Source organism: Curtobacterium sp. S6 (genome assembly GCF_000710345.2).
Lineage (GTDB): Bacteria > Actinomycetota > Actinomycetes > Actinomycetales > Micrococcaceae > Rothia.
Window position 1 is genome coordinate 19317 of record NZ_JHEL01000015.1, and the last position, 26185, is coordinate 45501.

Annotated in this window: 23 protein-coding genes and 1 tRNA gene; 14 read left to right on the forward strand and 10 right to left on the reverse strand. The window is 65.5% G+C overall.

Annotated features, from left to right (window positions below):
• Window positions 1–41: 41 nt before the first annotated feature.
• From prpB to CURSPS6_RS02390, 3 genes are read right to left on the reverse strand one after another with little or no spacing between them, the layout of a single operon-like run.
• The gene (prpB, locus tag CURSPS6_RS02380) at window positions 42–965 is read right to left on the reverse strand and encodes a methylisocitrate lyase (protein WP_030013860.1); all 924 of its coding nucleotides are present in this window, start codon (window positions 963–965) and stop codon (window positions 42–44) included.
• On the reverse strand, window positions 966–2486 hold the full coding sequence (locus CURSPS6_RS02385) for an MmgE/PrpD family protein (protein WP_030013862.1): 1521 nt from the start codon (window positions 2484–2486) through the stop codon (window positions 966–968). It abuts the gene before it with no gap.
• 43 nt (window positions 2487–2529) lie between these two features.
• Window positions 2530–3195 (reverse strand): GntR family transcriptional regulator, encoded by a 666-nt coding sequence (locus tag CURSPS6_RS02390; protein ID WP_030013864.1) that lies wholly within the window; start codon window positions 3193–3195, stop codon window positions 2530–2532.
• A gap of 248 nt (window positions 3196–3443) precedes the next feature.
• Between CURSPS6_RS02390 and CURSPS6_RS02395 the strand changes: the two genes are divergently transcribed.
• On the forward strand, window positions 3444–5360 hold the full coding sequence (locus CURSPS6_RS02395) for an AMP-binding protein (protein ID WP_030013865.1): 1917 nt from the start codon (window positions 3444–3446) through the stop codon (window positions 5358–5360).
• Window positions 5361–5372: 12 nt separating this feature from the next.
• Here the strand turns inward: CURSPS6_RS02395 and CURSPS6_RS02400 are convergent, their stop codons facing one another.
• Together CURSPS6_RS02400 and CURSPS6_RS02405 are read right to left on the reverse strand one after the other, a co-directional pair.
• Window positions 5373–6059, reverse strand: a complete 687-nt coding sequence (locus tag CURSPS6_RS02400) for a response regulator (protein ID WP_030013866.1) — start codon at window positions 6057–6059, stop codon at window positions 5373–5375.
• Complete coding sequence (locus tag CURSPS6_RS02405) at window positions 6056–7384, reverse strand: sensor histidine kinase (protein ID WP_152978036.1); 1329 nt, start codon at window positions 7382–7384, stop codon at window positions 6056–6058. The genes CURSPS6_RS02400 and CURSPS6_RS02405 overlap by 4 nt, the downstream gene beginning before the upstream one ends.
• A 139-nt stretch (window positions 7385–7523) precedes the next feature.
• On the opposite strand from CURSPS6_RS02405, the gene CURSPS6_RS02410 reads away from it, so the two are divergent.
• From CURSPS6_RS02410 to CURSPS6_RS02450, 9 genes are all read left to right on the forward strand, one after another.
• On the forward strand, window positions 7524–8903 hold the full coding sequence (locus tag CURSPS6_RS02410) for a cation:dicarboxylate symporter family transporter (RefSeq protein WP_051687550.1): 1380 nt from the start codon (window positions 7524–7526) through the stop codon (window positions 8901–8903).
• Between the two features lie 168 nt (window positions 8904–9071).
• A complete protein-coding gene (locus tag CURSPS6_RS02415; protein ID WP_235503660.1) occupies window positions 9072–9935 on the forward strand; it encodes a ParA family protein in 864 nt (287 codons plus the stop codon).
• Window positions 9936–10066: 131 nt separating this feature from the next.
• Window positions 10067–10816 (forward strand): segregation and condensation protein A, encoded by a 750-nt coding sequence (locus tag CURSPS6_RS02420; RefSeq protein WP_082469972.1) that lies wholly within the window; start codon window positions 10067–10069, stop codon window positions 10814–10816.
• On the forward strand, window positions 10813–11523 hold the full coding sequence (gene scpB / locus CURSPS6_RS02425) for an SMC-Scp complex subunit ScpB (protein ID WP_030013874.1): 711 nt from the start codon (window positions 10813–10815) through the stop codon (window positions 11521–11523). Before CURSPS6_RS02420 ends, scpB begins: the two co-directional genes overlap by 4 nt.
• A 75-nt stretch (window positions 11524–11598) precedes the next feature.
• Window positions 11599–12675 (forward strand): pseudouridine synthase, encoded by a 1077-nt coding sequence (locus tag CURSPS6_RS02430; RefSeq protein WP_030013875.1) that lies wholly within the window; start codon window positions 11599–11601, stop codon window positions 12673–12675.
• Between the two features lie 2 nt (window positions 12676–12677).
• The gene (locus tag CURSPS6_RS02435) at window positions 12678–13808 is read left to right on the forward strand and encodes a prephenate dehydrogenase (RefSeq protein WP_030013877.1); all 1131 of its coding nucleotides are present in this window, start codon (window positions 12678–12680) and stop codon (window positions 13806–13808) included.
• A gap of 153 nt (window positions 13809–13961) precedes the next feature.
• Entirely contained in the window at window positions 13962–14660 is a 699-nt protein-coding gene (cmk, locus tag CURSPS6_RS02440; protein WP_051687802.1) for a (d)CMP kinase, read from the forward strand.
• Window positions 14653–16212, forward strand: coding sequence for a ribosome biogenesis GTPase Der (gene der, locus CURSPS6_RS02445; RefSeq protein WP_030013880.1), 1560 nt, complete (start codon window positions 14653–14655; stop codon window positions 16210–16212). The genes cmk and der overlap by 8 nt, the downstream gene beginning before the upstream one ends.
• A gap of 146 nt (window positions 16213–16358) precedes the next feature.
• Window positions 16359–16432, forward strand: a tRNA-Pro gene (locus CURSPS6_RS02450).
• Between the two features lie 60 nt (window positions 16433–16492).
• Here the strand turns inward: CURSPS6_RS02450 and CURSPS6_RS02455 are convergent.
• Complete coding sequence (locus tag CURSPS6_RS02455) at window positions 16493–17371, reverse strand: hypothetical protein (protein ID WP_030013881.1); 879 nt, start codon at window positions 17369–17371, stop codon at window positions 16493–16495.
• A gap of 416 nt (window positions 17372–17787) precedes the next feature.
• On the opposite strand from CURSPS6_RS02455, the gene CURSPS6_RS02460 reads away from it, so the two are divergent.
• The 3 genes from CURSPS6_RS02460 to recQ all read left to right on the forward strand — a co-directional run bounded on the left by CURSPS6_RS02460 (window position 17788) and on the right by recQ (window position 22049).
• Entirely contained in the window at window positions 17788–18672 is an 885-nt protein-coding gene (locus tag CURSPS6_RS02460; protein ID WP_030013882.1) for a DsbA family protein, read from the forward strand.
• A gap of 115 nt (window positions 18673–18787) precedes the next feature.
• Entirely contained in the window at window positions 18788–20122 is a 1335-nt protein-coding gene (locus tag CURSPS6_RS02465) for an NtaA/DmoA family FMN-dependent monooxygenase (protein WP_051687552.1), read from the forward strand.
• 85 nt (window positions 20123–20207) lie between these two features.
• Window positions 20208–22049: a DNA helicase RecQ gene (gene recQ / locus CURSPS6_RS02470; RefSeq protein ID WP_030013885.1), complete on the forward strand. Its 1842-nt coding sequence runs from the start codon at window positions 20208–20210 to the stop codon at window positions 22047–22049.
• Between the two features lie 48 nt (window positions 22050–22097).
• On the opposite strand, the gene CURSPS6_RS02475 is transcribed toward recQ, so the two are convergent.
• On the reverse strand, window positions 22098–22706 hold the full coding sequence (locus CURSPS6_RS02475; RefSeq protein ID WP_030013886.1) for a methylated-DNA--[protein]-cysteine S-methyltransferase: 609 nt from the start codon (window positions 22704–22706) through the stop codon (window positions 22098–22100).
• Entirely contained in the window at window positions 22699–23232 is a 534-nt protein-coding gene (locus tag CURSPS6_RS02480) for an RNA polymerase sigma factor (protein ID WP_030013887.1), read from the reverse strand. Before CURSPS6_RS02480 ends, CURSPS6_RS02475 begins: the two co-directional genes overlap by 8 nt.
• Window positions 23233–23429: 197 nt before the next feature.
• On the opposite strand from CURSPS6_RS02480, the gene CURSPS6_RS02485 reads away from it, so the two are divergent.
• Window positions 23430–24836 (forward strand): MFS transporter, encoded by a 1407-nt coding sequence (locus CURSPS6_RS02485; RefSeq protein WP_051687553.1) that lies wholly within the window; start codon window positions 23430–23432, stop codon window positions 24834–24836.
• On the opposite strand, the gene CURSPS6_RS02490 is transcribed toward CURSPS6_RS02485, so the two are convergent.
• Together CURSPS6_RS02490 and CURSPS6_RS02495 are read right to left on the reverse strand one after the other, a co-directional pair.
• Window positions 24833–25840, reverse strand: coding sequence for an arsenic resistance protein (locus CURSPS6_RS02490; protein WP_030013890.1), 1008 nt, complete (start codon window positions 25838–25840; stop codon window positions 24833–24835). The two genes, CURSPS6_RS02485 and CURSPS6_RS02490, sit on opposite strands and share 4 nt — an antisense overlap.
• Before the next feature lie 106 nt (window positions 25841–25946).
• Entirely contained in the window at window positions 25947–26132 is a 186-nt protein-coding gene (locus tag CURSPS6_RS02495) for a PspC domain-containing protein (RefSeq protein ID WP_030013891.1), read from the reverse strand.
• Window positions 26133–26185 lie beyond the last annotated feature (53 nt).

The window sequence follows — 26185 nt, forward strand, 5'->3', positions numbered from 1 at the left end:
TGATTCTCCTTCGAATCCTCGCTCGGATGATGGGAAAGGACTTACTGGAAGCGCTCCGGGACCTCGAAATTGAAGATGCCCGTGTCAAAGGTGTTGTACGCCTCGTAGTCCACGAGTTCGTACAGCCGTGCTCTGGTTAGCATGTCATCCACGGACGCTTCTTGGGTACCGTCGGCCTCGATCCCGTCCAGGACCCGCTCCATGGCACCCAACGAGCTACGCAGCAGGGTCACGGGATAGATCACCAGGTCCACGCCCGCCCCGGAGAGCTCATCGGTTGTGTAGAGCTTCGACTTGCCGAACTCGGTCATATTGGCCAGGACCGGCACGTCGACGGCCGCACGCACGGCCTCGAACTCCCCGAGGTCCTTCATGGCCTCGGGGAAAATCGCGTCCGCCCCGGCGTCCACGAGGGCCCGCATCCGGGAAATCGCCGCCTCCAAACCGTCGACGCCGCGCAGATCAGTGCGGGCCATGATGAGGAAGTTCTTGTCCCTGCGGGCCTCGGCCGCCGCACGGATGCGCTGGATCGCGGTGTCCTCGTCCACGATGTTTTTGTTGTCGAGATGCCCGCAACGCTTCGGGTTGAACTGGTCCTCGATGTGGCAACCGGCCAGGCCGGCGTCCTCGAGCTCCTGAACCGTGCGGGCGACGTTCATGGGTTCGCCGAAACCGGTGTCGGCATCGACGATCGCCGGAAGGTTGGTCACGCGGGCGATCTGCCCGGCGCGCTGGGCAACCTCGGTCAGCGTGGTCAGCCCGATATCGGGGAAGCCGAGCTCATTGGCCAGGACCGCGCCGGAGATGTAGACGCCGTCGAAGCCTTTCTCCTCGATGAGCTTGGCCGAGATGGGTGTGAAGGCACCGGGGAACTGCTTGATGGATCCGCCGTTGCGGGGCCCGTCGCTCAGGAGCTTCCGGAGGTCCTGCCGCTTCTGGGCGGGGGTCGTCGAGGGGTACAACATTTAGAACAGTCCTTTCGCGCCGGTCTTCAGATCGATCGACGCCGTGACATTGAGGGCACCCAGGTCTCCGGATTCCAGACTCGACAGGCTCTCGGCCGCCTGGATGAAGCGATCGAGCTCGGAGTCGGCCACGGACCCTTCCGCCAGGGCGCGGAGCTTGCCGATGTACTGCTCGCGAGCGAAGGGCCGGGCGCCGAGCGGGTGCGCATCGGCCACGGCGATTTCTTCCGTGATTACGGTTCCGTCGCGCAGGGTGATTTCCGCGCGGCCGCCGAACGCCTTCTCCTGCGGGTCCAGCGAGTGATAGCGGCGGGTCCACTCCGGATCTTCCTCCGTGGTGACCTTGTGCCAGAGCGCGACCGTATCGCGGCGGCCGGCGCGGGAGGGATCGTAGGAATGGTTATGGTCCCACTCGCCGTCCTGAAGCGCGACGGTGAAGATGTAGGGGATCGAGTGATCCAGGGTTTCGCGGGAGGCGGTGGGCTCGTACTTCTGGGGGTCCTTGGCGCCGGAGCCGATCACGTAGTGCGTGTGGTGGGAGGTGTGCAGGACGATTGATTCCACGTTCTCCGGGTCGGCGATTTCGGGGCGCTCGCGGTGGAGCTTGCGGGCCATATCGATCCACGCCTGGGCCTGGTATTCGGCCGAATGCTCCTTGGTGTAGGAATCCAGGATCGCGCGCTTGGCCTCGCCGGGTTCCGGCAAGGGGACCTCGTAGGAAGCCTCCGGGCCGTCGAGCATCCAGGCGATGACGCCGTCCTCACCCTCGTAGATCGGAACCGGCGAGGTCTGGCCGCGCATCGCCCTGTCGACGGCCTCGACGGCCATTTTTCCGGCGAAAGCCGGGGCGTGAGACTTCCACGTGGAGATCTCGCCCTTGCGGGACTGGCGCGTCGCCGTCGTGGTGTGTAGGGCCTGGCCGACCGCCTGGAAAATCGTTTCGGTGTCCAACCCAAGCATCGTGCCAATGCCCGCCGCGGCCGAGGGCCCCAGGTGCGCGACGTGGTCGATCTTGTGTTCGTGCAGGCAGATCGCCTTGGTCAGATCGATCTGAATCTCGTACCCGGTCGCGATGCCGCGAATCAGCTCGGCCCCGGTGCGGCCGGCGTGCTGGGCCACCGCCAGAATCGGGGGGATGTTGTCGCCCGGGTGCGAATACTCGGCCGACAGGAACGTGTCGTGATAGTCCAATTCGCGCACGGCGACGCCGTTGGCCCAGGCGGCCCACTCGGGGGAGACCTTGGTCGTCGCGGCGTCCAGGCCATAGATAGCGGATCCGCTGCCGTTGGTGCTCGGGGAATGCGTCAGCGCCTGATCGCGGGCCGAGACGATGGGACCGCGGTTCAGGGACGCAATCGCGACCGAGGCGTTATCGAGGATGCGGTTGATGACCATGTCTTCGACCTCGGCGTCAACCCCCACGGGATCGGTAGCGACGGAGGCGATCTTGTAGGCCAGCTGGTCTGCGCGGGCGAGGTTTTCCTCGCTGCGGTAGACGCGAACGTGATGCGTGGTGGTCACGATATGTCCTCTCTCGGCCTCTGCGGGGAGGCCGCGATGGTGGTCAGGCGGCGCTCTCGCGCTCGCCTTCGGTCTGGGGAACCGCGTTCAGGATGGACCTCAACGCGTGGGATAGGTGGACGCGGGTCGCGGCTTGGGCGAGCTCGGCGTCGCCCTCGGCGATGGCCCGGGCGATGTGGGCGTGTTCGTGGGCGGCGGCGACGAGCCGATCGTCGTTGCCCTTGGAAAGTTTTCGGACCCGTTCCAGGTGAACCCGCAGCTGGCGCTGGGCCGCGGTGAGATAGGCGTTCTGGGCGGCGGCGTCGATCAGCGCGTCCATGTCGTCGATGAGCCGGTAGTAGCCGCTGCGGTCGGCGTCGTCGGTGGAGAGGCCTTGGGCGGCCTCGTCCAAGCGGGAGGCCAACCGGAGAAATTCCTCACCCGGCCCCTTGGCCGCCGCCAGGGCAGCGGCCTGGGTATCGAGGGCGATGCGTAGTTCGAAGAGCGCGCGAACGTTCTCCACGGATACGGCGGTCACCACGACGCCGCGGCCGCGGCTGGGCTCGACCAGCCCTTCGGCCATCAGGCGCGAAAACGCCTCACGCACGGGCGTTCGGGAGACCCCCAGTCGCTCGGCCTGTTCGACCTCGCTCAAGGTTGTGCCGGGTGCGAGATGCCACTCGATGATCTCGGTGCGCAGGGCCACGTGGACGCGGTCCGAAGCCTTCATGGCTGCCTCCTGAGGCACATCGACTCCTCCGGGGTGGCGGAGGTCTCTTCACGCTCTATGTATACAGACTGAGGCGGGCAGGCGCAATTGACTCGCAAAATATCGGGATTATTGGGCGAATCTCGCAAATATGTATACATATCCCTTGCAAGCTGTGATGTGAAACACTATGTTGGGTGCCACCTCGCTCGGCCCATGGCGGCCGCGGGAGACGAATCGCAACGACGCTCACGTGAGGACGACACGAGATGGCACCGACCTACCGAGAAACCTTCGACCGAAGCATCAACCAGCCCGAGGATTTCTGGCTCGAGGCCGCTCGGGGCATCGACTGGGTCACGGCGCCGACCGTCGCGCTGGACGACTCCCGCGCACCGATCTACCGGTGGTTCCCCGACGGCGAGCTGAACACCTGTTTCAATGCCGTGGACCGACACGTCGAGGCCGGTCGGGGCGACCAGGCGGCCATCCGCTACGACTCACCCGTGACCGAGACCCAGGTGGAGATCACCTACGCCGAACTCCAAGAGCGCGTGGGAACCTTCGCCGGGGCGCTCGCGGCCCACGGGGTCTCACGCGGGGACCGCGTGCTCCTTTATCTGCCCATGGTTCCCGACGCGATCGTCGCCATGCTGGCGTGCGCGCGCATCGGGGCGGTGCATTCCGTGGTCTTCGGGGGCTTTGCGCCACATGAGCTCGCGACGCGCATCGATGACTGCACGCCGACCGCGATCGTCACCACCAGTGGGGGAGTCGAGCCCAGGCGCCGGATCGAGTATCTGCCCGCGGTCGCCGAGGCCCTTGCGCTCGCCGAGCATCCCGTCGAGACCGTCTTTGCCCGCGAGCGCGAGGGCTTCGAGACCCACCTGGCCGACGCCCAAGAGCGCACCTCGGCGCAGGGGCTGGGCACCGTGTGGGTCGATTGGGATGAGGCGACCGCCGGGGTCGAGCCTGCCGGTTGCGCAACGGTTCGCGCGACGGATCCCCTCTACATCCTGTACACCTCCGGAACCACGGGTGCCCCGAAGGGCGTGGTGCGGGACAACGGGTCCCACGCGGTCGCGCTGCGCTGGAGCATGGAGAACATCTATGACGTCGGCCCGGGGGAGGTCATGTTCACCGCTTCCGATGTCGGATGGGTCGTGGGACATTCCTACATCGTCTACGCGCCGCTGTTGACCGGCGCGACCACGGTGCTTTACGAGGGCAAGCCGGTGGGCACGCCGGATGCCGGCGCCTTCTGGCGGGTCGTTGAGTCCTCCGGGGCCAAGGTTCTCTTCACCGCGCCGACCGCGCTGCGGGCCATCCGAAAATCCGACCCCGACGGCGGCCTGAGCCGAGAGTACGATCTTTCCTCACTCGAGACCCTGTTCGTGGCCGGCGAGCGCTTGGACCCCGAGACCTTCCGCTGGGCCGGCGACGTTCTGGGAATTCCGGTGGCCGATAACTGGTGGCAAACCGAGACCGGCTGGCCGATCGCCGCCAATCCTCGCGGACTCGAACCCCTCGAGATCAAGTCGGGGTCGCCGAGCGTCCCGGTTCCCGGGTACGACGTCGTCGTGCTGGATCCGGCCGGGGTACCGGTCGACGCCGGGGTCGAGGGCAATATCGCCCTGAGGCTTCCCATGCCGCCCGGGACGTTGCCGACGCTGTGGGGCAATGACGAGCGCTTCATATCGTCGTATTTGTCGGCTTTCGACGGCTACTACGCGACGGGCGACTCGGGTTACCTGGACGAAGACGGGTACGTCTACGTCATGGGACGCACCGACGACGTCATCAACGTTTCCGGCCACCGGCTCTCGACGGGGGCGATGGAGCAGGTCCTCGCGGCGCACCCGGTCGTGGCGGAGTGTGCCGTGATCGGCGTCGCCGATGATCTCAAGGGGCAGCGGCCATCCGGATATGTGGTGCTCAAGGAGGGGGCCGAGGTCACGGAGGAAACCCTGACCGGCGATTTGGTCGATATGGTGCGCTCAAAGATCGGCGCGGTCGCGGATTTCAAGGAGGTGCGGATCGTCGACGGGCTGCCCAAGACGCGGTCGGGAAAGATCCTGCGCAAGACCATGCGGCAGATGGCCGATGGCGAGGACTATAAGGTCCCCTCGACGATCGAGGATCCGGCCGTGTTGGACGGCATCCGGGAGATCCTCCAGCCGCGGTGACGCGGGGCGCCGTCACCCGCGCCAGGAGTACTCCAGCTCGGGGCGGCCGGGGGTCCCGTGGCGGGCCCGACGGTCGACCTGCCCGGCCTCGTGAAGGTACTCGAGATACCGCCGGGCGGTCACGCGGGAGAGCCCCAGGTGTTCCGAAATCTCGCGGGCCGAATAGGCGGCGTCCGAGGCGCCCAGCAGGCGGGACATATCCTTCAGGGTGTCTTCGGACAGGCCCTTGGGAAGGTCGGACGGGGTGGACTCCGCGCGGTGGAACAGCTTGTCGATGTCGGACTGGTCCAGTTCCCCGGCGTCACCCGACCGGCGCCGATACTGCGCGTAGGATGAGAGTTTTCGCCCCAGATCGTCCAGGCGAAAAGGCTTGACGAGGTAGCCGAAGGCGCCGTGGAGAGAAGCCGTCCTCAGGCTCGCGGCGCGGCGGTCGGCGGTGACCATCAGAAGATCCACCGGCAGGCCCTCGGCGCGCAGGAATTTGGCGACCTCGTGGCCGGATCGATCCGGGAGGTTAATGTCCAGGAGCAACAGGTCCACGGGCTCGTGGCGCGCGAAGGACGTCCGGATCGCTTCGATCGCGCCCCGGGCGTTGAAAGCGGTGCCGATGACGTCGAATCCGGGCCGGGTCCGAATGTACTCGGCGTGGGCCGACGCGGTGACTTGCTCGTCGTCGACGACGATCACGCGCAGGGTCATCGAAGGGCTCCTTTCTCGGGGCGGGGGATGGTGACGGTGAAGACGGCCCCGGCGTCGTTGATCGCCCGGATGCTCGCGCCGTGCCGCACCAGCGTGTCCCGCACCAGGGCCAGGCCCACCCCGCGGCCCTCGGGACCGGCGGGCTTGGTCGTGAACCCCCACGTGAAGATGTCCACGCGCTCGTTTTCGGGCAGGCCGGGGCCGGTGTCGGCCACGACGATCTCCCACCCGGTGTCCGTCTCGCTGAGATCCGCCTCGACCTCCCCGCCCCCGTCGCTTCCCGAGATGGCATCGACGGCGTTGTCCACGAGGTTGCTGACCACGGAGACCAATTCGATCTCGCTGAGCGGAACGCCGCTCCAATCGCCGTCGATGCGGGCCGCGAGCTCGACGCCGCGTTCCTTGGCCTCGTGGACCTTCCCGCTCAGCAGGGCCGCCACGGCGGGAAGCTGCTCGTAGCCACCCCACGATGGAGATTCCCTGACGGACGTCTCGAGGTCCTCCCGGGCGAACTGGCGGGCCTCGGCGACCCTACCGAGGTCGAGCAGGGACACGACGGTGTGCATGCGATTGCGGTGTTCGTGATTCTGCGTCCGCAAGAGGCCGGCCATCGATCGCGTGGCCTCGGAGCGGAGGATGTCCTCCTGGCTGTAGCCCAGGGTGGCCCGGTGCAGGTAGCGATAGAGCAGAAGCGTCGTCAGGGTCGTCGTCGCCAGCAGGATCCCGGCGATCAGGCCGATCGCGGGCAGGCCGGAGCGGGCCGTCCCGGAAATTTCGTCGACGGTGACGCCCGTCGAGACCAGTCCGATGATTCTCCCGCTATGGTCGCGCACCGGGGTGATCGTGCGCATCGACATGCCGAGGGTCCCGCGCTCTTTCACGGTCATGGTCTCTCCGTGTTGGGCCCGGGAAATATCGCCGAGGTAGTGCTCGCCGATATTGCCGTCCTGCGGGTGGGTGTATCGGATGCCCTCCGGCGACATGATCGTGACGAAACTGACCGACGAGTCGGCCAGCACGTTTTTGATGTACGGCTGAAGCCCGGCGGTCGGGTCCTTCGAGGCGAGCTGCTCCACGACATAGGGGTCGTGGGCCAGCGTGGCGCTTTCGGCCTGGGTGATGGCGCTCGCGCGGTCCTGGGCGGCCGATTGCGCCCGCCACAGCATGAGCCCACCCACCGACGCGCAGACGACCAACACGATGACCATTTGCAGGAGCAGGAAAATGCGCGCGATCGCCCAGGTGGTGGGCCCGCGGTGACTTAACAGCCGCCCGCGGCGGGCGCTGGGCCTCCTGGGCGGACGAGGCTGACGTTGCGGCCGCACGTGGTGCTCCTCACGAACTTTATGAACAGAAATACCGGAAAAGTGGCCTAGCCCACCATACTTCTTGAATACCCGCGACGAGGCCGCGTATTTGGGCTGCCGTCGTATCGATCAATCACTCATCCGAAAGGGGAGCGTCATGGCCCAGTCCACAGCGAAGAAGCCGTGGTACAAAGACGGCACCCACATGCTGTACGTCTCCGTCATCATCGCGGTCGTCGCCGGCGCACTCGTCGGGCTCATCGCGCCCGACGTCGGCAAGTCCTTCAAACCGCTCGGCGACGGATTTATCGCGCTGATCAAAATGATGATCTCACCGGTCATCTTCTGCACGATTGTCCTCGGTGTTGGCTCGATCGCGCGAGCCGCAACCGTCGGCAAGGTCGGCGGCATGGCCATCGTCTACTTCCTGATCATGTCGACCTTTGCGCTGGCCATCGGCTTGGTGGTCGGAAATCTCCTGCACCCGGGCGACGGCCTGAACTATCACCCCACCGGCTACAAGCTTCCCGAAGACGCCGAGGGAACCGCGGAAGGCGGCACCACCGGGTTCCTGCTGAGCATCATTCCAAAATCGCTGTTGTCGTCGCTGACCTCGGGCAACATCTTGCAGACCCTGTTGGTGGCCCTCCTGGTCGGTTTTGCGTTGCAGAGGATGGGCGACGCCGGCAAACCCATCCTGAAGTTCATCACCTACATGCAGGCCCTCGTGTTCCGGCTGCTGTTGATGATCATGTGGATCGCTCCGCTCGGCGCTTTCGGCGCGATCGCGGCCGTCGTCGGGGCCACCGGCCTCAAAGCGGTGGGACAGATGGCGATCCTCATGGTCGGCTTCTACATCACGTGCATCCTGTTCATCGTGATCGTGCTCGGCGCGATCCTGAAGATCTTCACGGGCGTCAACATTCTCAAGCTCATGAAGTACCTGGCGCGAGAGTACCTGCTGATCTTCTCGACCTCGTCCTCCGAGGCGGCCCTGCCCCGGTTGATCGCCAAGATGGAACACGTCGGCGTGTCCAAGCCCGTGGTGGGCATCGTGGTGCCCACCGGCTACTCCTTCAACCTCGACGGAACCGCGATCTACCTGACCATGGCCTCGATCTTCGTATCGGACGCGATGGGCAAGCCGCTGCAGCTCGGCGAGCAGATCTCCCTGTTGGTCTTCATGATCATCGCTTCCAAGGGAGCCGCGGGCGTGTCGGGCGCGGGCATCGCGACTCTGGCCGGAGGCCTCCAGTCGCACCGGCCCGACCTCGTCGACGGCGTCGGCCTGATCGTCGGCATCGACCGCTTCATGTCCGAGGCGCGTGCGCTGACCAACTTCACCGGAAACGCGGTCGCCGCGCTTCTGATGGGCAAGTGGTCCCGCGAGGTGGATATGCAGCGCGTGCACCGGGTCCTCAACGGCGAGCTGAAATTCGACGAGTCGACCATGGGTGGGGAAGTCCAAGCGCACGGTCAGGAGGAGACCGTCGGCAAGGAGCCTCAAGCCGTCGGCGCCCAGTCCCACGAACGGTAGCCTTCGGCGGCACCCGTTCCGGCCCCATCCCGCGCCCGCCCGAGCGTTTCGACGCCCGGGCGGGCGCGGTGCGTTAAGGTCGACGCGGGCTCTAACCCGTTGCCCAAGGCACGTCGCTGTAGGGTTAACCTCAGTCATTATCCGCCCACAAACGTGAAAAAGGTGCGCGTGAGTACACAGAACTCCGAAGCAGATCTCGGTCCCACCGGACGTCCCCTCCGCCAGTTCCCGGAACCGGCCGTCTTGGACTCCCACGGCCCGGCCCGCGTGATCGCGATGGTCAACCAGAAGGGCGGCGTCGGCAAGACGACCTCGACCATCAACCTGGGTGCGGCCCTGGCCGAACTGGGCCGACGGGTGCTCATGGTCGACTTCGACCCGCAGGGTGCCCTGTCCGCAGGATTTGGGGTCAATCCCCACGAGCTGGAGACCACCATCTACAACGTCATGATGGATCGAAAGGTCGACGTCCACAGCGCGGTGCGTCGCACCGAATTCGACAACATGGACCTGTTGCCGGCCAATATCGACCTCTCCGCCGCGGAGGTCCAGCTCGTCAACGAGGTGGCCCGCGAGCAGGTGTTGGCGAGTTCCCTCAAGAAGGTCAAGGACGACTACGACGTCATCCTGATCGACTGCCAGCCCTCCCTGGGCCTGCTGACCGTCAACGCGCTCACCGCGGCCGACGGCGTGGTCATCCCCCTGATCTGCGAATTCTTCGCCCTACGCGCGGTGGCACTGCTCGTCGACTCGATCGAGAAGGTCCAGGACCGGCTCAACCCTGACCTGACCATCGACGGCGTGTTGGCGACGATGTTCGACTCGCGAACCCTCCACTCCAAGGAGGTCTTGGCCCGCATCATCGATGCCTTCGGCGACAAGGTCTTCGATACCGTGATCAAGCGGACCGTGAAGTTCCCGGACGCGACCGTCTCGGCCGAACCCATCCTGAGCTACGCGCCGACGCACACCGGCTCGGTCGCCTACCGCGAGCTCGCCAAGGAGCTCATCGAACGCGGAGGCTCCCGCTGAGACCCGCGCCCCCTCGGGTTCCGACGGACCCCGAGCCCGCACCCGGCGACGTCGAGACCTCGGCGCCGGGTGCATCGGGGTTTGCGGTCTCCCTGGAAAATTTCGCCGGCCCGTTCGAGGTCCTGCTGTCCATGATCTCCCAGCGGGAAATGGACATCACGGAGGTTGCGCTCGCGGCCGTGACGGACGAGTTCATCGCCTATGTTCGCGCCCTGCGGGACACCGGCCTGGAAAAGGCCCTCGACGAGGCCAGCGAATTTCTGGTGATCGCAGCGACCCTTCTCGACCTCAAGGCGGCGCGCCTGTTGCCGGCGGGAGAGGTCGAAGACGACGAGGACATCGCGATGCTCGAGGCCCGCGACCTGCTCTTCGCCCGACTGCTGCAATACAAGGCCTTCAAGGACGTCGCCCACGTGATGTCCGAGACCATGCGGGCCGAGAGCAGCAGGCACCCTCGCCCCGGCGGGCTTCAGCCCGAATTCGCCAACCTCCTGCCCGAGCTCATCATGACCGTCACGCCCGAGCAGCTCGCCGCGATCGCCGAGAAGGCGATGCTCCCGAAGGACGAGACCGTCGAGGAGGTCGGCCTGGACCACCTGCACGGCGCGCGCGTCACGGTGCGCGACGAGGCCGAGAACATCGCGGCGGCGATCATGGGAGGCGAGCCGGCGACGTTCACCCGCTTGGTCGCGGACGCGAAAGACATGCTGGTCGTCGTCGTGAGATTCCTCGCTCTTCTAGAGATGTACCGCGACCGGGTCGTCGGGTTCGCACAAGACGGTCCGCTGGAAGAATTGACGGTCAGCTGGGTGGGTGAGGACCCCACGTGGAGCGCCGAACGCCTCGCCAGCGACGACTACACCGGAGAAGAAGACGCATGACTCACCAGCACCACGAGGCCGAACGCGCCCCTGACACGCCCTCAGCCCCGTCGCCGGCGACGGTCGACCTGGTGCCGGGCGGGGTGACCTCCGCGGTGGAGGCGATCCTCATGGTGGCCGAGTCCGCGGTCAGCGAATACGAGCTCGCCGAAGCGTTGCTCGTGCCGGTGGCAACCATCGAAAAGGCCCTGGACTCCCTGCGACGCGATTATGACGGGTATACTAGAGATTTCGCGATGAATGCCGCGGACACCTCCCCTGGGGAGCCTGGCCCGGCAACCCCCGGAGGTCCACGACCTCCCCGGGAACCTCGCGGCATGGAACTGCGTCGGGTCGGCGGGGGCTGGCGCCTCTACGCCCGCACGGAATTCGCGCCGTGGGTCTCCCGATTCATCCTCGAGGGACAAACCTCCAAGCTGTCTCAGGCCGCCTTGGAAACCCTCGCAGTGATTGCGTACCGCCAACCCGTATCGCGCGCCCGGGTCTCCTCGATCCGCGGCGTCAACGTGGACGGCGTCGTGCGCACACTCAAAACCAGGGGACTCGTCATCGAAGACGATCAGCCGGGAGAATCCGGTGCGATTTTGTACGTGACGACTCCGCTCTTTCTCGAGAAGATGGGACTAGAGACCCTGGACGATCTGCCCAAGATCTCTCCGTACCTGCCCGATGTGGAAGACATCGGGGAGTACGAGCAGAGGCTCTAGGGCCGACGGCCTTCCGGACCCCGCGGGGCAGGAGGCCTTGCACAACCGCATAACCACCACCGAAAGTACAGGAACATGGCCAATCGATCGACGGGACGTCAGAACACCGGCAACAGCTCTTCGCGCGGAAACGCGCGAGGATCGCAGGGGAAACCCTCTGCGCGCGGTGGTGCGTCCAAAGATTTCAAGAATCCCAAAGCCAAGGGCCCGGGGCGTCCCGGGGCCGATAGCCGCGGCAAAAAGCCCACGGTGAAGTCGGGCGCCAACAAGTCCGACGCCAAGAAGTTCAAGCCGAAGAAGGGCCAGGCCGGGAAGATCTTCGCGCGGGAACGCGGCGAGTACCGTCCCGAGCACGAGTACCGCGGCCCCCACCGTCCGCGCCGGCCCCGAGCCGCCCCGGTGGATCATCTGGATGTCTACGACCGCGAAGGCGTGCGGTTGCAGAAGCTCATGGCCCAGGCCGGAGTGGCATCGCGGCGCGTGTGCGAAATGATGATCCGCGAAGGCCGCGTCGTGGTCGACGACGAAATCATCACCGAGCTCGGCGTCCGGGTGGACCCGCGCACGTCCCACATCCAGGTCGATGGCGTGACCATCCAGACCGATGACTCCAAGGTCTACTACGCGTTCAACAAGCCCGAAGGCGTCATCGCGACCATGGAGGACCCCGAAGGGCGCCCCTGCATCTCGGACTTCCTTAACCCCCAGAAAAAGGAACGGATCTTCCACGTCGGTCGCCTCGACGTCGCCACGGAAGGCCTGCTCCTGCTGACCAACGACGGCGAACTCGCCAATCGGCTGACGCACCCCTCCTACGAGGTTCCCAAGAAGTACCTCGTCCAGGTTCGCGGGCCGATGGAACACGGCGTCGGGCACGAGATGAAGAAGGGCATCCGTCTGGAAGACGGCGTCGCTCGCGTGGACGACTTCCGGCTCGTGGATTCGACCCCCGGCCACCTGCTGGTCGAGGTCACCATCCACTCCGGCAAGAACCGCATCGTTCGTCGCCTCTTTGACGCGGTCGGACACCCCGTGGAGAAGCTCGTCCGCATCGAGATGGGTCCCGTCCGCGTCGGCTCGCAGAAGCAAGGCACGGTCCGGAACCTGTCCAAGGTCGAGATCGGTGCGTTGCTCGCCTCGGTGGGGATGTAGCCGTGGCGGAACATTCCAGCGCCACGGTCTCCGGACCGGTCTTGGTGATCGGGGCGGGGCTCCTGGGGTCCTCCATCGGGCTGGGCCTGGCGGCTCAGGGCGTGGAGACCTGGGTCTCGGATATTTCCCCGACCACCGAGGCCGTCTCGGAGGACATCGGTGCCGGTCGCTCGGTCGCGCGCCTGGCCGACGAGGTAGGGGAGCATGCGGCCCGCGAGGAGATCGACCCGCAACTCGTGGTGGTCGCGACCCCTCCGGATGTCGCGGCGCGCACCATCGTCACGGCCCTCGCCGACTACCCGCGCGCCGTCGTGGTGGACATCGCCTCCGTTAAACAGCCGATCCTCGAGGCGGTCCGGGCCACCGGCGCGGACCTGAGCCGATACGTCGGCACGCACCCCATGTCGGGCCGGGAGAAATCCGGGCCGGTCGCGGCGCGCGGTGAGCTTTTCACCTCGCGTCCGTGGGTCATCTGCGAGCACGACGACGTCGCCCGGGAAACCGTGCGCATCGCCCGGGGCTTGGCGAGCGATTTGGGGGCCAACGTCACCTACCTGGACGCGGAGGAGCACGACGAAACCGTTGCGCTGGTCTCTCACATTCCGCAGGTCATGTCGTCGCTGCTGGCCTCGCGGCTGCGGGACACCCCCTTGGAGTCCCTGAGCCTTGCGGGTCAGGGTTTGCGCGATACGACCCGCATCGCGGCCTCGGACGCCGGCCTGTGGGTCCAGATCCTGTCCGCGAACGCGCGACCCGTCGTCGAGACCCTGTACGACGTGCGCCGCGACATCAACCGGCTCATCGCGACGCTCGAGAATCCGACCGCCGACGGCGCCCGCCTCGACATCGCCGAATTGATGACTCAGGGCAACGACGGCGTGGCGCGAATCCCGGGCAAGCACGGTGGCTCGCCGAAGGCCTTTGCGACCCTGACCGTCCTCGTCGACGACACCCCGGGGCAGGTCGCGAAACTTCTGACCGAGATCGAAGAGATCGGCGTGAACCTCGAGGATGTGCGGATGGAACACTCTCAGGGGCAACCGGTGGGTATGGTCGAGATATCCGTGATTCCCACGGCGCGCGAGGGACTCGTGGACGAGCTGACCGACCGCGGCTGGAAGATCGCCGAATGACGATGACTGTGCCGACCGGCGCACCGATGACAACCGATGGAGGACACCGTGAGTCAAGACAATGAGGACCGCCTGGAAGAGGCGGCCGTACCGGCCGAACCAGCGGCGTCGCAGTTTCAGGACAGCGATCAGACGGAGGCGTGGAAGTCAGAACTGGTGGTGGCCATCGACGGCCCGTCCGGTTCGGGCAAATCCTCCGTCTCTCGTGAGGTCGCGAGCCGGCTCGCTCTGGCCTACCTCGATACCGGGGCGATGTACCGCGCGCTCGCGTGGTGGTGCCTCGAGGCCGGGGTGGACCTGGCGGACGAATCCGCGGTGGCCGACGCCGCCGCGTCCTTCCAGCTCCAGATCGGCACCGACCCGATCGTCGAGACCGTCATGGTCGGCGGCATCGACATCAAGGACGCCATTCGCGAATCCCGCGTCACCGAGAACGTCTCCGCCGTGGCCAAAAACCAGAAGGCCCGAGATGCCCTGATCGCTCGGCAACGCATGGAAATCGTGGCCAACGGTCGGCGGATCGTCGCGGAGGGTCGCGACATCACGACCGTCGTGGCCCCCGACGCCTCGGTGCGGATTCTCCTGACGGCCAGCGAAAAGGCCCGCATGGAGAGGCGAGGCCGGCAGATCGGCGGCGAAGCGACCGAAGACCGCCTCACCCTGGAGGTCGCGCAACGAGACGCGGCGGATTCCAAGGTCACCAATTTCACCGAAGCCGCGGACGGAGTCACCCTGGTGGACTCGACCGACATGGACTTCGACCAGACCGTGCGCACCGTGATCGACGTGATTCGTCAGACCGCGGCGGCGCACCACGACGACGAGAACGACAAGAGCGCACACGATGACTGAGATGAACGAATACGAGGAAAAGTACCTCGGCGGGGCGAGCGACGACGACCACGTCGACGAGTACCTCGCGAACCTTGACGACGACGAGGCCGAGCAGCGGGCCCAGGCTCTGCGTGCCGGACTCGACGAGTACGACCTGGAAGAGGAAGACCGCGCTCTGCTGGTCGACTGGGGCTTCGAGATTGGGGAGGAGTCTTCCGGCGAGCCCGACCCGGTGGTCGCCATCGTGGGACGGCCGAATGTCGGCAAGTCCACGATCATCAACCGGATCCTCGGCCGTCGCGAGGCCGTGGTCGAAGACACCCCCGGCGTGACCCGCGATCGCGTGGCGTACAAGGCCGAATGGAACGGCAAAAACTTCACGCTGGTCGACACCGGCGGGTGGGAGTCCGACGCGAAGGGGATCGACGCGCAGGTCGCCGCCCAGGCGGAGATCGCGGTGGCCCACGCGGACGTCGTGATCCTGGTCGTCGACGCCCTGGTGGGTATCACGAATATGGACGAGGCCATTGTCCAGATGCTGCGTCGGGTCAATAAACCTTTGCTTTTGGCCGCCAACAAGATCGACGACTCCTACCAGGAGCCCGAAGCCGCCGCCCTGTGGTCCTTGGGCATGGGGGAGCCCCACCCGGTCTCCGGCGTCCACGGTCGCGGTATCGCGGATCTGCTGGATGAACTGCTTAAGGCCATGCCGGAGCACTCGCAGTATGCCGAGCCGGATCAGTTCGAGGGCCCGAGGCGAGTCGCCATCATCGGGCGACCCAACGTCGGCAAGTCATCCCTGCTGAATAAGCTCGCGGGCGAGGATCGGGCCGTCGTCAACGACATCGCCGGGACCACTCGTGATCCCGTGGACGAGCTGATCGAGTTGGGCGGGCATCCGTTCCGGTTCGTGGATACGGCCGGCATCCGCCGACGCCAGCACATGGCCAAGGGCGCCGAATTCTATGCGTCCCTGCGGACTCAGACCGCCCTGGAACGTTCAGAGGTCGCCTTGGTGATGCTCGACGTCTCCGAGCCGCTGTCCGAGCAGGACGTGCGTATCCTCCAACTGGCTATCGACTCCGGCCGTGCGATGGTTCTGGTCTTTAACAAGTGGGACACCCTGGACGAGGATCGTCGCGATGAGCTGGAGCGCGAGATCGACCGGGACTTGGCCCACGTGGCATGGGCACCGAGGGTCAACATCTCGGCCAAGACGGGCTGGCACAAGGACAAGATGGTCCCGGCATTGCTCCACTCCCTGGAGGCCTGGGATTCCCGGATCCCGACCGGGCGTCTCAACGCGTTCCTCGGCGAAATCGTGGCCGCCCACCCGCACCCCGTGCGCGGAGGCAAGCAGCCGCGAATTCTCTTCGGCACGCAGGTTTCCTCGCGACCGCCGAAATTAGTGTTGTTCACCACGGGATTCCTCGACCCCGGATACCGCCGGTTCATCATTCGGCGCCTGCGCGAGACCTTCGACTTCGAGGGGACCCCGTTGGAAATCTCGATGCGCGTGCGCGAACGCCGCTCGCTGACTCGGGACGGCAAGGGCGGCCGACGACGCTGAGCCGCTCCGGTCCGCGACGCGCTGGCGACGGCGCGTTGCGGACCGGCCGGCGGGACCGGCCCCAAGGGGGCGGGGCCGGATGTGCGTTCGGGAGTTCGATCCTGTATGATGATTCGAGTGCCCGGCGATGAACCGGGCATAAAATTCGGGTTGTGGCGCAGCTTGGTAGCGCACTTGACTGGGGGTCAAGGGGTCGCAGGTTCAAATCCTGTCAACCCGACGGACATCCCCGGGTTTTCACGCTTATCGTGGAAACCCGGGGATTTTTTGTGCTCAAGGGCTAGAAGCAGATCGTCAGGTCGCTGAGGCCTATGTACTGAGAATTCCGGGGAACCGGGGCGGAGGCGCTGGTCTGGCTGGGGGTCCCCGAATTGCGGTAGGTCAAGCTAAAGCCATTATTCGTGAACCCGGTGAGGGATACCGTCGCATAACTCCCGCTGGAGGCTGATGGAACCGTGCCGGTGAGGCTGTTGGCACCGACGGTCGCCTTGGTGGGGCCGGTTTGGCTGGTGACCGTCATTGTGGCGCCCGAGAACGTGACCTGGTCGGTGTAGTTCTGGCTCTCGGGCGAGGCCCCGGAAACTTGTGTCACGTCGTACACATTGAAGCTCACGTTCTTCGGTGTGACGGCCTTACCCGTTGAGTCGGTGAAGGTCCAGGTCAGGGTCTCGACGGCCGGCGTGGTTGCCTGGTCGGTGCCCTGATTGAGGGTCAGAACGGAGCTGGTCGAACCTCCCGGAATCGTATACGCGTTGTCCTGGCTGGCCTTGGGTGCGGCGCCGAGGGAGGTGGCAGCCACCTGCTGGCCCGCGGTCGCCCCCACAAAATCAGTGGTGCTCTTCGCTTGCGGCGCCGTCTCCTTAAGGGTCAAGTTATTGACCGGGTCGTAATATGACCCGACGCCGGCCCTCCGACTTTGGCTGACGGTAACGGTCAGGGTTTCGGTGGTTCCGATGGTTTTCGTGACCGTGGTGGTCATGGTCCGCGACCCAGGCGCCCCCGAGATCGTGGCGGCCCACGTCTGTAGGAAGCACCCGGGAGATAGGGCGTAGGCGGGCACCGCGGCGGCGGAGGCCACGATGGGCAGGCTCCAGGCCGCTCCTCGGGCCAGGGTGCGCCTCGAGACGGTGCGCGTCGTGGGCTTGTTCTGAGATTCCATACGTCCTCACGGGGTAGGAGGGCATCCTCAAATGCGGACCAGGCCGGAGGGTCGCCCCGGCGTGATTTCATAGCCATTCGATACTACCCGGTAACCCGGAGAGTATTTTATGACCGAAGGATCTGGTGTGGTTTCCCGGAGACGCTACCGACCGTGGTGGCGCGAGTGCCAGGGTTCATCTCCCGCAGGTTTTGAGGGGCCAGAGGGGGAGGGGGGCGTCCTCCATACCGGCGAGTATGTGACCTTGATCCAATATTCATTCAAATGTGATCTACCTCCGATTTTTGGTGATTCATATTTGATATAAATATGACTCGGTGTCGGCCCCTGTTCCTTCGCCGGGCCCAGGATGCGGTCAGACTCCCCGTCGGTCATGTCATCCGGTCGCTTCTCAGAACCACGAATTGAGCTTTCCGATGACCCAGCAACACCGGCATCACAACGCCGCCCGAAAGAACGCCCAACGGCTCGTCGCGGAGCAAGCGGTCAGCCCCGCTCGTCGACGAGGCTGGCAAATTGCCATCATCCTGTTCGTTGTTGCGGTGATCGGGTGCGTCGCCTACGTCGTCAATTCCCTTGGAACCAAAGATGTTCCCAGCTCCGGTCCGGTGCCGAAAAGCGCCAACGAATTCGGCGGAATCGTGCTGTCGAAGGACTCCATCCAGTTGAATTCGTCCAGTGTGACGACCCGTGACCAGAAGAACCTTCTGGCATCCACGGCGTCGACGTCCCCCAACTCGCGATCACGGGGTCGTGACACGACCCTGCCGATCGGGGTCGAGTGCCCCCATGAGGCTTCCTGCAACGGGAAGCCCGTGCGGGTCACGCTCGTGGAGGACCTGAACTGTTTGTACTGTGCGCGACTCACCCAGGCCTACGGCAACGGACTCAAGCAGCAGGTCCTGGACGGCAAGGTCACTCTCGAGATTCGTCCGGTCAACTTCATGGATCCGGAGACCCGCACCGAGTACTCCTCCCGGGCGGCGATGGCGGCCTATTCCGTCGCGGAGCAGGTTTCACCCGCGGAATTCCTGGATTGGCAGGCCGAGATCTTTACCCACCAGGGCAAGGGAGGGCTGTCCAACTCCGAGCTCGCCGAGATCGCCGCCAAGCACGGGGCGTCCATCGAGGCGGATCTCGATTCCCAAAAGTACTGGCCCATGGTCAATACGGTCTCCGACGAAACCAAATCCAACGGACTGACCGCCGTTCCCACGTACTACGCCGACGGAATCACCTTTGATGAGAATAATCTGATGACGTTCCTCGATCGCGTGGAAAGCCAGAAAACCCGGGTGTAGCCCGTTCGGCGCCGAAGGCCGGTCCGGCCCGCGGCCTTACCGAATGGCTTTTGCAAGCGGTTGCCGCCATGATGAGGTGGCAGCCCGTTGAGTTTCTAAATACCAGGGGAATGTCATGTCTGACGTCGAAGCCGACGCAACCGCTCTGTCCTCACGCCGCTTGCGCCTCGGGGTCATGCCGACCGCGTCCGGCGCGCCGGACGACGAACGCGCGTGGATGAATCCGGACGAACCCGTCGACGCCTCAATCAACCCCGAGTGGTACCGGCAGATTGCCGGCCTCGCGGAGGAAGGCGCCTTCGACCTTCTCTTCGTCGCGGATGCGGTATTCGCGGACCCGAAGGGGCCGCCCCACTACCTCTCGCGTTTCGAGCCCTTCACCCTCTTGTCCTATCTGGCGGCGTTGACGTCGAAGATCGGGCTGGTCGGAACCGTCTCCTCGACGTACCAGCATCCCTACAACATCGCGCGGATGATGCTTTCCCTGGACCACCTCAGCCGGGGCCGGGCGGGCTGGAACGTCGTGACCTCGCTGAGTGACCAGGCGGCCAGGAATTTTGGTTTGGCGGGTCAGATCGACCACCACACGCGCTATGCCAGGGCGGAGGAAGCCATCGAGGTGGTCCGGGGGCTGTGGCACACCCATCGACCCGATTCCTTCCCGCGCGATCGGAGCACGGGCCGATACATGGACGCCGCAACCGTCCGGGCGCTCGATCACCGGGGAGAATTTTTCGATGTGGCCGGGCCGCTCAATATCGAGTCTTCTCCCCAGGGCGAGCCCGTGATCTTCCAGGCCGGTCAATCCCCCCAGGGCCTGCGGCTCGCCGCCGCGACCGCCGATGCCGTCTTCGCGATGCCGACCAGCATCACGGCATCGATTGACTACCGGTCGCGCCTGCGCGAGGCCGGTTCTCAGACCGACGCCAACCGCCCGGACCCTCGGCTCTTCGCGCGCTTGATCGTCCTGGTCACGGACGACGGCGCCGAAGACGCCGCGCTGAAGGCCTATTGGCAACGGCACGGGACCTGGGATCGGATGGCCGAGCGCGTGGCCGCCGCCATCGGCCGCCCCGTCGCCGACGGCGGGCCGATCCGGGACGAAGACATCGAGCGGGCCATGGCCCACGAGGGAACGTGGCTCGCCGAACCGCTCGCAGCGGGCGCGAGTCGCGGCGCGAGCGTCGAATCCCTGATCGACGGCCTCCTGGCTCAGACCCAGTTGGTCGTGGCGGGATCGGCCGCATCGATAGCGCGGACCATGCTCACGTGGCATCGGGAGAACGCGGTGGACGGTTTTATTCTGCAGGTCAGCGATGTGGCGCAGTTCCGGCGTTTCGTCGAAGAGGTCGTCCCCGAACTGCGTCGCCTCGGGGCCTTCCGCCATGAGTATCCGGAATCCGCGACCCTTCGCGGTCTGCTCGGGCTCGCCGCGCCAGACGGACCCTGAGCGCGGCTCACCCGAGGCCGGCAGGTCACCAACCGCGGTATCCACAGTGGCGGTGCAGGAGACCAAAAACCGCTAGCGTGGGGGAGTGACCACCACAGCAGAAACCTCACCCTCGCCGCTCGACGTTCTTCGGACCACTTTCGGATACGACGAGTTCCGAGGCTCCCAAGCAGAAATCATCGATCATGTCGTCGGAGGCGGCGACGCCGTGGTGCTCATGCCCACCGGCGGCGGCAAGTCCCTGTGCTATCAAATTCCCGCGGTGGTTCGCCCGGGAACCGGGATCGTCGTCTCGCCCCTCATCGCCCTGATGCAGGATCAGGTCGAAGCGCTCGCGGCCGTCGGCATCAGGGCCGCGTACCTGAACTCCACGTTGGCCCCGGACGAGGCCCGCGAGATCGAGGCCGGGCTGCGGGCAGGGGACTACGATTTGCTCTACATGGCACCCGAGCGGCTGATCCAGAATCGGACCCTACGGTTGCTCGAGGAGGTCCAGGTGGGCCTCTTCGCGATCGACGAGGCCCATTGCGTCTCTCAGTGGGGCCACGACTTTCGCCAGGACTACCTCGGGCTCAGCGTCCTCGCAGAGCGCTTCCCGGACGTGCCGCGCATCGCGCTCACCGCCACGGCGACCGAGGCGACCCATCGCGAGCTCACCCAGAACCTGCGCATGGAGGGCGCCCGCCACTTTGTGTCGAGCTTCGACCGACCGAATATTCAATATCGCATCACGGAAAAGAACAACGCGCGTGAGCAGCTCCTCGACCTGATCCGCACCGAGCACGACTCCGACGCCGGAATCGTCTACTGCCTTTCCCGGAAGCGGGTCGATCAGACGGCACGGTGGCTACGAGACCAAGGCGTCGACGCCGTCGCCTATCACGCCGGTCTGAGCGAAGCCGAACGCTCCGAGGGGCAACGCCGATTTCTGCGGGAAGACTCGGTGGTGGTGGTCGCGACCATCGCCTTCGGGATGGGCATCGACAAGCCGGACGTGCGTTTCGTCGCCCACCTGGACATCCCCAAATCCGTGGAGGGCTACTACCAAGAAACCGGGCGCGCCGGACGTGACGGCCTGCCCGCGACGGCGTGGCTGGCCTACGGGCTCCAGGACGTGGTGCAACTGCGCCGAATGATCGGGGATTCCGAGGGCAGCGAAGAGCATCAACGGGCGCAACGCGGCCACCTCGATGCGATGCTCGCCCTCTGCGAGACCACGGACTGCCGGCGCGTTCAGATTCTGCGCTACTTCGGGCAAGAGTCCGCCCCGTGCGGAAACTGCGACACCTGCCTGAACCCGCCCGCGTCGTGGGATGCGACGGTTCCGGTGCAGAAATTGTTGTCCACCATCGTGAGGCTGGACCGGGAACGCGATCAGCGTTTCGGTGCCGGACAGATCATCGCCATTCTCCGGGGCAAAGCCAATGAACGATCCGATCAGGCGCGGCATCAGGATCTGAGCGTGTGGGGGATCGGCGACGATCTCAGCGAGGCCGAGTGGCGAGCCGTGGCCCGCCAGCTCTTGGCCAGGAACATCGTGGAATCGGTGGGTGACTACGGCACCCTGATTTTGGCCCCCGCTTCCGGCCCGATCCTCCGCGGAGAGGAGAAGGTCATGTTGCGCACGATGCCGGACCGCGGGAGGGTACGGTCCACGGGCCGGCGCGGCAAAAAGGCGACGAGCGTCGCCGCTGCCGAACTCGACGAGGCCCAGCAGGCCGTGTTCGAGGCCCTGCGAGCCTGGCGAACCTCGGAGGCCAAGGAACAGCAGGTGCCGGCCTACGTGGTCTTTCCCGACGCGACGCTCATCGAGCTTGCGCGGCAGCACCCCGTGACGGACGGCGACCTCGCCGGCATTAGCGGCATCGGAGCGAAGAAGCGCGAGCGTTACGGACAAGCCGTTCTCGATGTGGTCGCCGGCCGGTGAACCGGCGTCGTCATCCGGCCGCGGGCCGCAGCGGGCTCCCTCGAGTCTTCAGCGGACGGGAGCACCTTCCAGGCGCAAGAGCTCTCGCTTCGCCTCGAGGCCACCGAGGTATCCGCCCAGGGAGCCATCGGATCTGAGGACCCGGTGGCAAGGAACCACGATCGGAAGCGGATTCGTCGCGCACGCGGAACCCACGGCTCGCACGGCCTGGGGGTTTCCGACGCGCTCGGCGAGTTCCTTATAGCTGAGGGTCGCCCCGAACTCGATGGACGGCAAATACTGCTGCACCGTGCCCCGGAAGCCGTGAGACAGGCGTCGGTCGAGCCGAAGGGTGAATTCACGCCGCGCCCCGGCGAAGTATTCCTCTAGTTGACGGGCCGGCTGCTCGAGCCGGCGCGCGGACTCCAGGATCCTCGGGCTCACGGTCTCGGCCAAGGACTCGAGGACCCGATCGAACCCCTCCCGGTCAAAGGCCAGGCGGATCACGCCCTCGGCGCTCGCGGCCAGCATCAGCGGGCCCAGCGGCGAATCCACGGTTCGGTAGGAAATGTCGATCTCGTCGGTGCCCAATTTTTTCTCCAATAGTCCGTGCAATTGACGCATTTCCTCCGGCCTGATCGGGAAGAGCTCCTCCGGAAATTGATGCGTGTCATTCATGATATTCGCCCTCCGTGATCTCCCGGGAATTTTTTCTCAAATTCTTCATTCCGTCCGCCGCGGCTCGACGCACGGAGGTTTCGTTTCCACCGATGATTTCCGCGACCTCCCGGTAGGTGAACCCACCGAGATGGTGATGGGTCACCGCGAGGCGCTGGCCCTCGGGCAACCGGTGCACCGCGTCCCAGAGGCGATCGACGTCGTCGCGGCGCACCGCGGCGTCCTCCGGGTCCTCGGGGGAGGAAGCGCTCAGGCGCTCTCCGGCCTCGGGGAGTTCCTCCGCGGGAATGGCCCGACGGGTATTTCCGCGGGCCACATCAATGGCCTTGCGACGGGCGACCGTGACGAGCCAGGCCTCCGCATTGGTCGATCCCGGAAGGTTGGGCCATGCCTTGAAGCCGGCCGCGAAGGTCTCGGCCCAAGCGTCCTCGGCGTCCTGAGGGGAACGGAGCAGGGCCCGACAGACCCGCCACACGGTGGGGCCGTGCCTCTGCACGATCAGCTCAAAAGGAATCTTGGTGTTCATCACGAGGTAGTCGCGGGGCGGATCCCGAATGTGAGGTCACGTTTCAAAAAAATTTTCATCAGCCTACTTCCCGTCTATGCCGCGGCGTTCCGGGCCGAGGGGCCGGGATCCGTGTTGACTGTCACAGACCGTCAATCTACCGTCGAAATGACCTATCGACAGCGGATTTCCGCGAAACCACAGCATCGGAAAAATGAATGGCACATCAATCGCCACGACGCATCGACGCAAGCCACACCAACGTGACCGAGCCGGGCACGGGGCCGGCACCCATCGAGCCTGACCTGAAGACCGTGCGGAAGGCGGTCGGCGCCTCGGCCATCGGCAATGCCACCGAGTGGTTCGACTACGGTCTGTACGCGGTGTCCACGGCCTACCTCACCCAGCACTTCTTTCCCGGCGAGAACGGTCAGCTCTGGACCCTGTCCCTGCTGGCCCTGTCGTTCATCATGCGTCCCATCGGAGGCATGGTCTGGGGTCCGATCGGCGACAGGATGGGGCGTAAGGGCGTGCTCGCGCTGACCATCGTTCTCATGGCCGGCGCGACGTTCCTGATCGGTGTCCTGCCGGACGTCAACACGGTGGGTGTGCTCGCGCCGATCCTCCTTGCGGTCTTGCGAGTGATTCAAGGATTTTCCTCCGGCGGTGAGTACGGCGGCGCCGCGACCTTCATGGCCGAATACGCGCCCGATAAGCGACGCGGATTTTACGGTAGCTTCTTGGAGTTCGGAACGCTCGCCGGCTTTGCCTTCGGCTCGTTGATCGTTCTCGTCGGCGAGCTCACCCTCGGCAACGAGGCCATGATGGCCTGGGGATGGCGGTTGCCGTTCCTCGTCGCCGGCCCCCTCGGCCTGATCGGTTGGTATCTGCGCTCGAAGCTGTCGGAATCGCCGATCTTCGAGGAGCTCGAGGACAACCAGAAAGAAAGCTCGATGGGCGGCGGTCTCAAGGACCTCTTCGCGAACCACAAGGGACAGATGGCCATCGTCTTTGGACTGGTCGTCGCGGTCAACGTCGTCAACTACACGCTGTTGACCTACATGCCGACCTACCTGGAGAGTTCCGTGGGCATGGAAAGTTCTACGACGCTGACGGTCATGTTCATCGCCCAGTTCGCGATGATGCTGGTCATGCCCTTCGGCGGTGCCCTCTCGGACAAGGTCGGACGTAAACCCATGTGGTTTGTCTCGCTGATCGCGCTCTTCGTCCTGTCCGTGCCGATGTACATGCTCATGGCGCAGGGCTTCTGGTTTGCCCTCCTCGGCTTCGCGGTCCTCGGCCTGCTGTACATTCCGCAGCTGAGCACCATCTCGGCCACGTTCCCCGCGATGTTCCCGGCGCCGGTTCGGTACGCCGGATTCGCCATCGCGTACAACGTCTCGACGATGATCTTTGGCGGGACCTCGCCGATGGTCAACGAGGCCCTGATCGGGGCGACGGGCAACGACCTGGTCCCGGCCTTCTACATGATGGGCGCGTGCCTCGTCGGCTTCATCGCGGTGCTGTTCATGAAGGAAACCAAGGGGGCCTCGCTGCGAGGCACTCAGGTTCCAGAGACCGGCCAATTGCCGACCTTCGAGCCTGTGCAGAGCGCCAAGGCCTAGGCGGTCTTCGGCGGACGGTCGCGAAAGACGAGCCGCGGGACGATCCAGAGATACGCGATCATACCGAGCAGCTCGATCAGCGACTGAAGCACGACGACCACCGCCGTCAGCTCCCACCCCTGGGGCAGGGACAGGGCGAGCGGCAACACGACAAATGAATTTCTGGTTCCCACGCTGAACGCGAGGGTCCGGGAGCCCGAGGGGCTGAGCCTGAACATCAGGCTCAGCCCCTTCGCTATGAAGAGCGCCCCTGCCAGGTAGGCAACGTAGACGCCGCCGACCCTGGGGATCACGCCCGCGGCGTGCGCGACGTCGTTGACGTGCGCGGTCATGACCAGGAGGATCACCAGCGCCAGTGCGGGAACCGGAACCCAGGCCCAGCGCGTTCTCCAGCGGCTCTCGATATCCGGGCCCGACCAGGGGCCGACGGCGCGCGAAGACCTCGAGCGCAACCTCGCCTGCATGAGCCACGCACCGAGGAGGGGCAGGACGATCACCCCGGCGGCCGGAAGGATTTCGCGGGGGCCAAGACGCAGGGTTGTGCCTTCGGGCCCGAGGAGGCGGGCGTAGAGAGGGATCAAGGGCAATTGGACGATCATCGACAGCGGCGCTAGGGAGGCGGCATGAGACGCATTTCCGCGTCCGAGGTGGGTGAACGTGATGAACCAGTCGGTGCACGGGGCCACGAGCGTGATGAGAATGCCCAGCCTGACGGCGGGATCGTCCGGTGCCCACCGCAGGAGAAGGGCGACGAACGCGGGAACCACCACGAAATTGGCCAGCAATGCCGCGATGTGGAACCGCCGGTCGGTCCACGCGTCGCGAATAGAGGTCGGGGAAATCTGCGTGAAGGTCGCGTACATGAGCAGGGCCAGTGCCGGCCACACCAGGCCGGATGCCGCCGGTGAGACCGGGGGAGCCAGACGGCCCAGCCCCAGACCGAGCCCCGCGGCCGCCAGGTATACCCAGACCTGGCGACGTTCGATCGCGGACGGATGGCTCACCGGATCGGGTCCCCGCCGATCCGTGGTGCGAGCCGGCGGCGTGCGTGCCGAGGTTTAGTAGGCACGCACGGAGAGCCCGTCAGGTCGCGGGTGGAAGCGGGGTCGCTCAGAAGCGGTCCTCCTTGGGGATGATGATCCAGGCGAGCAGGTAGAAAATCGCCTGCGGGCCGGGAATCAAAAACGACAGGATGAAGAGCAGCCGGACCCGGTTGGGCGGCCAATCCAAAGCCTGGGCTATCCCTCCACAGACTCCGGCGATGACTTTCTGGTGACGTGATCTTTTGAGTGCCATGTCTCCCACGGTACGGATCGGGCAGGCCTCCCACAGTGGAGCTGACCCTACCT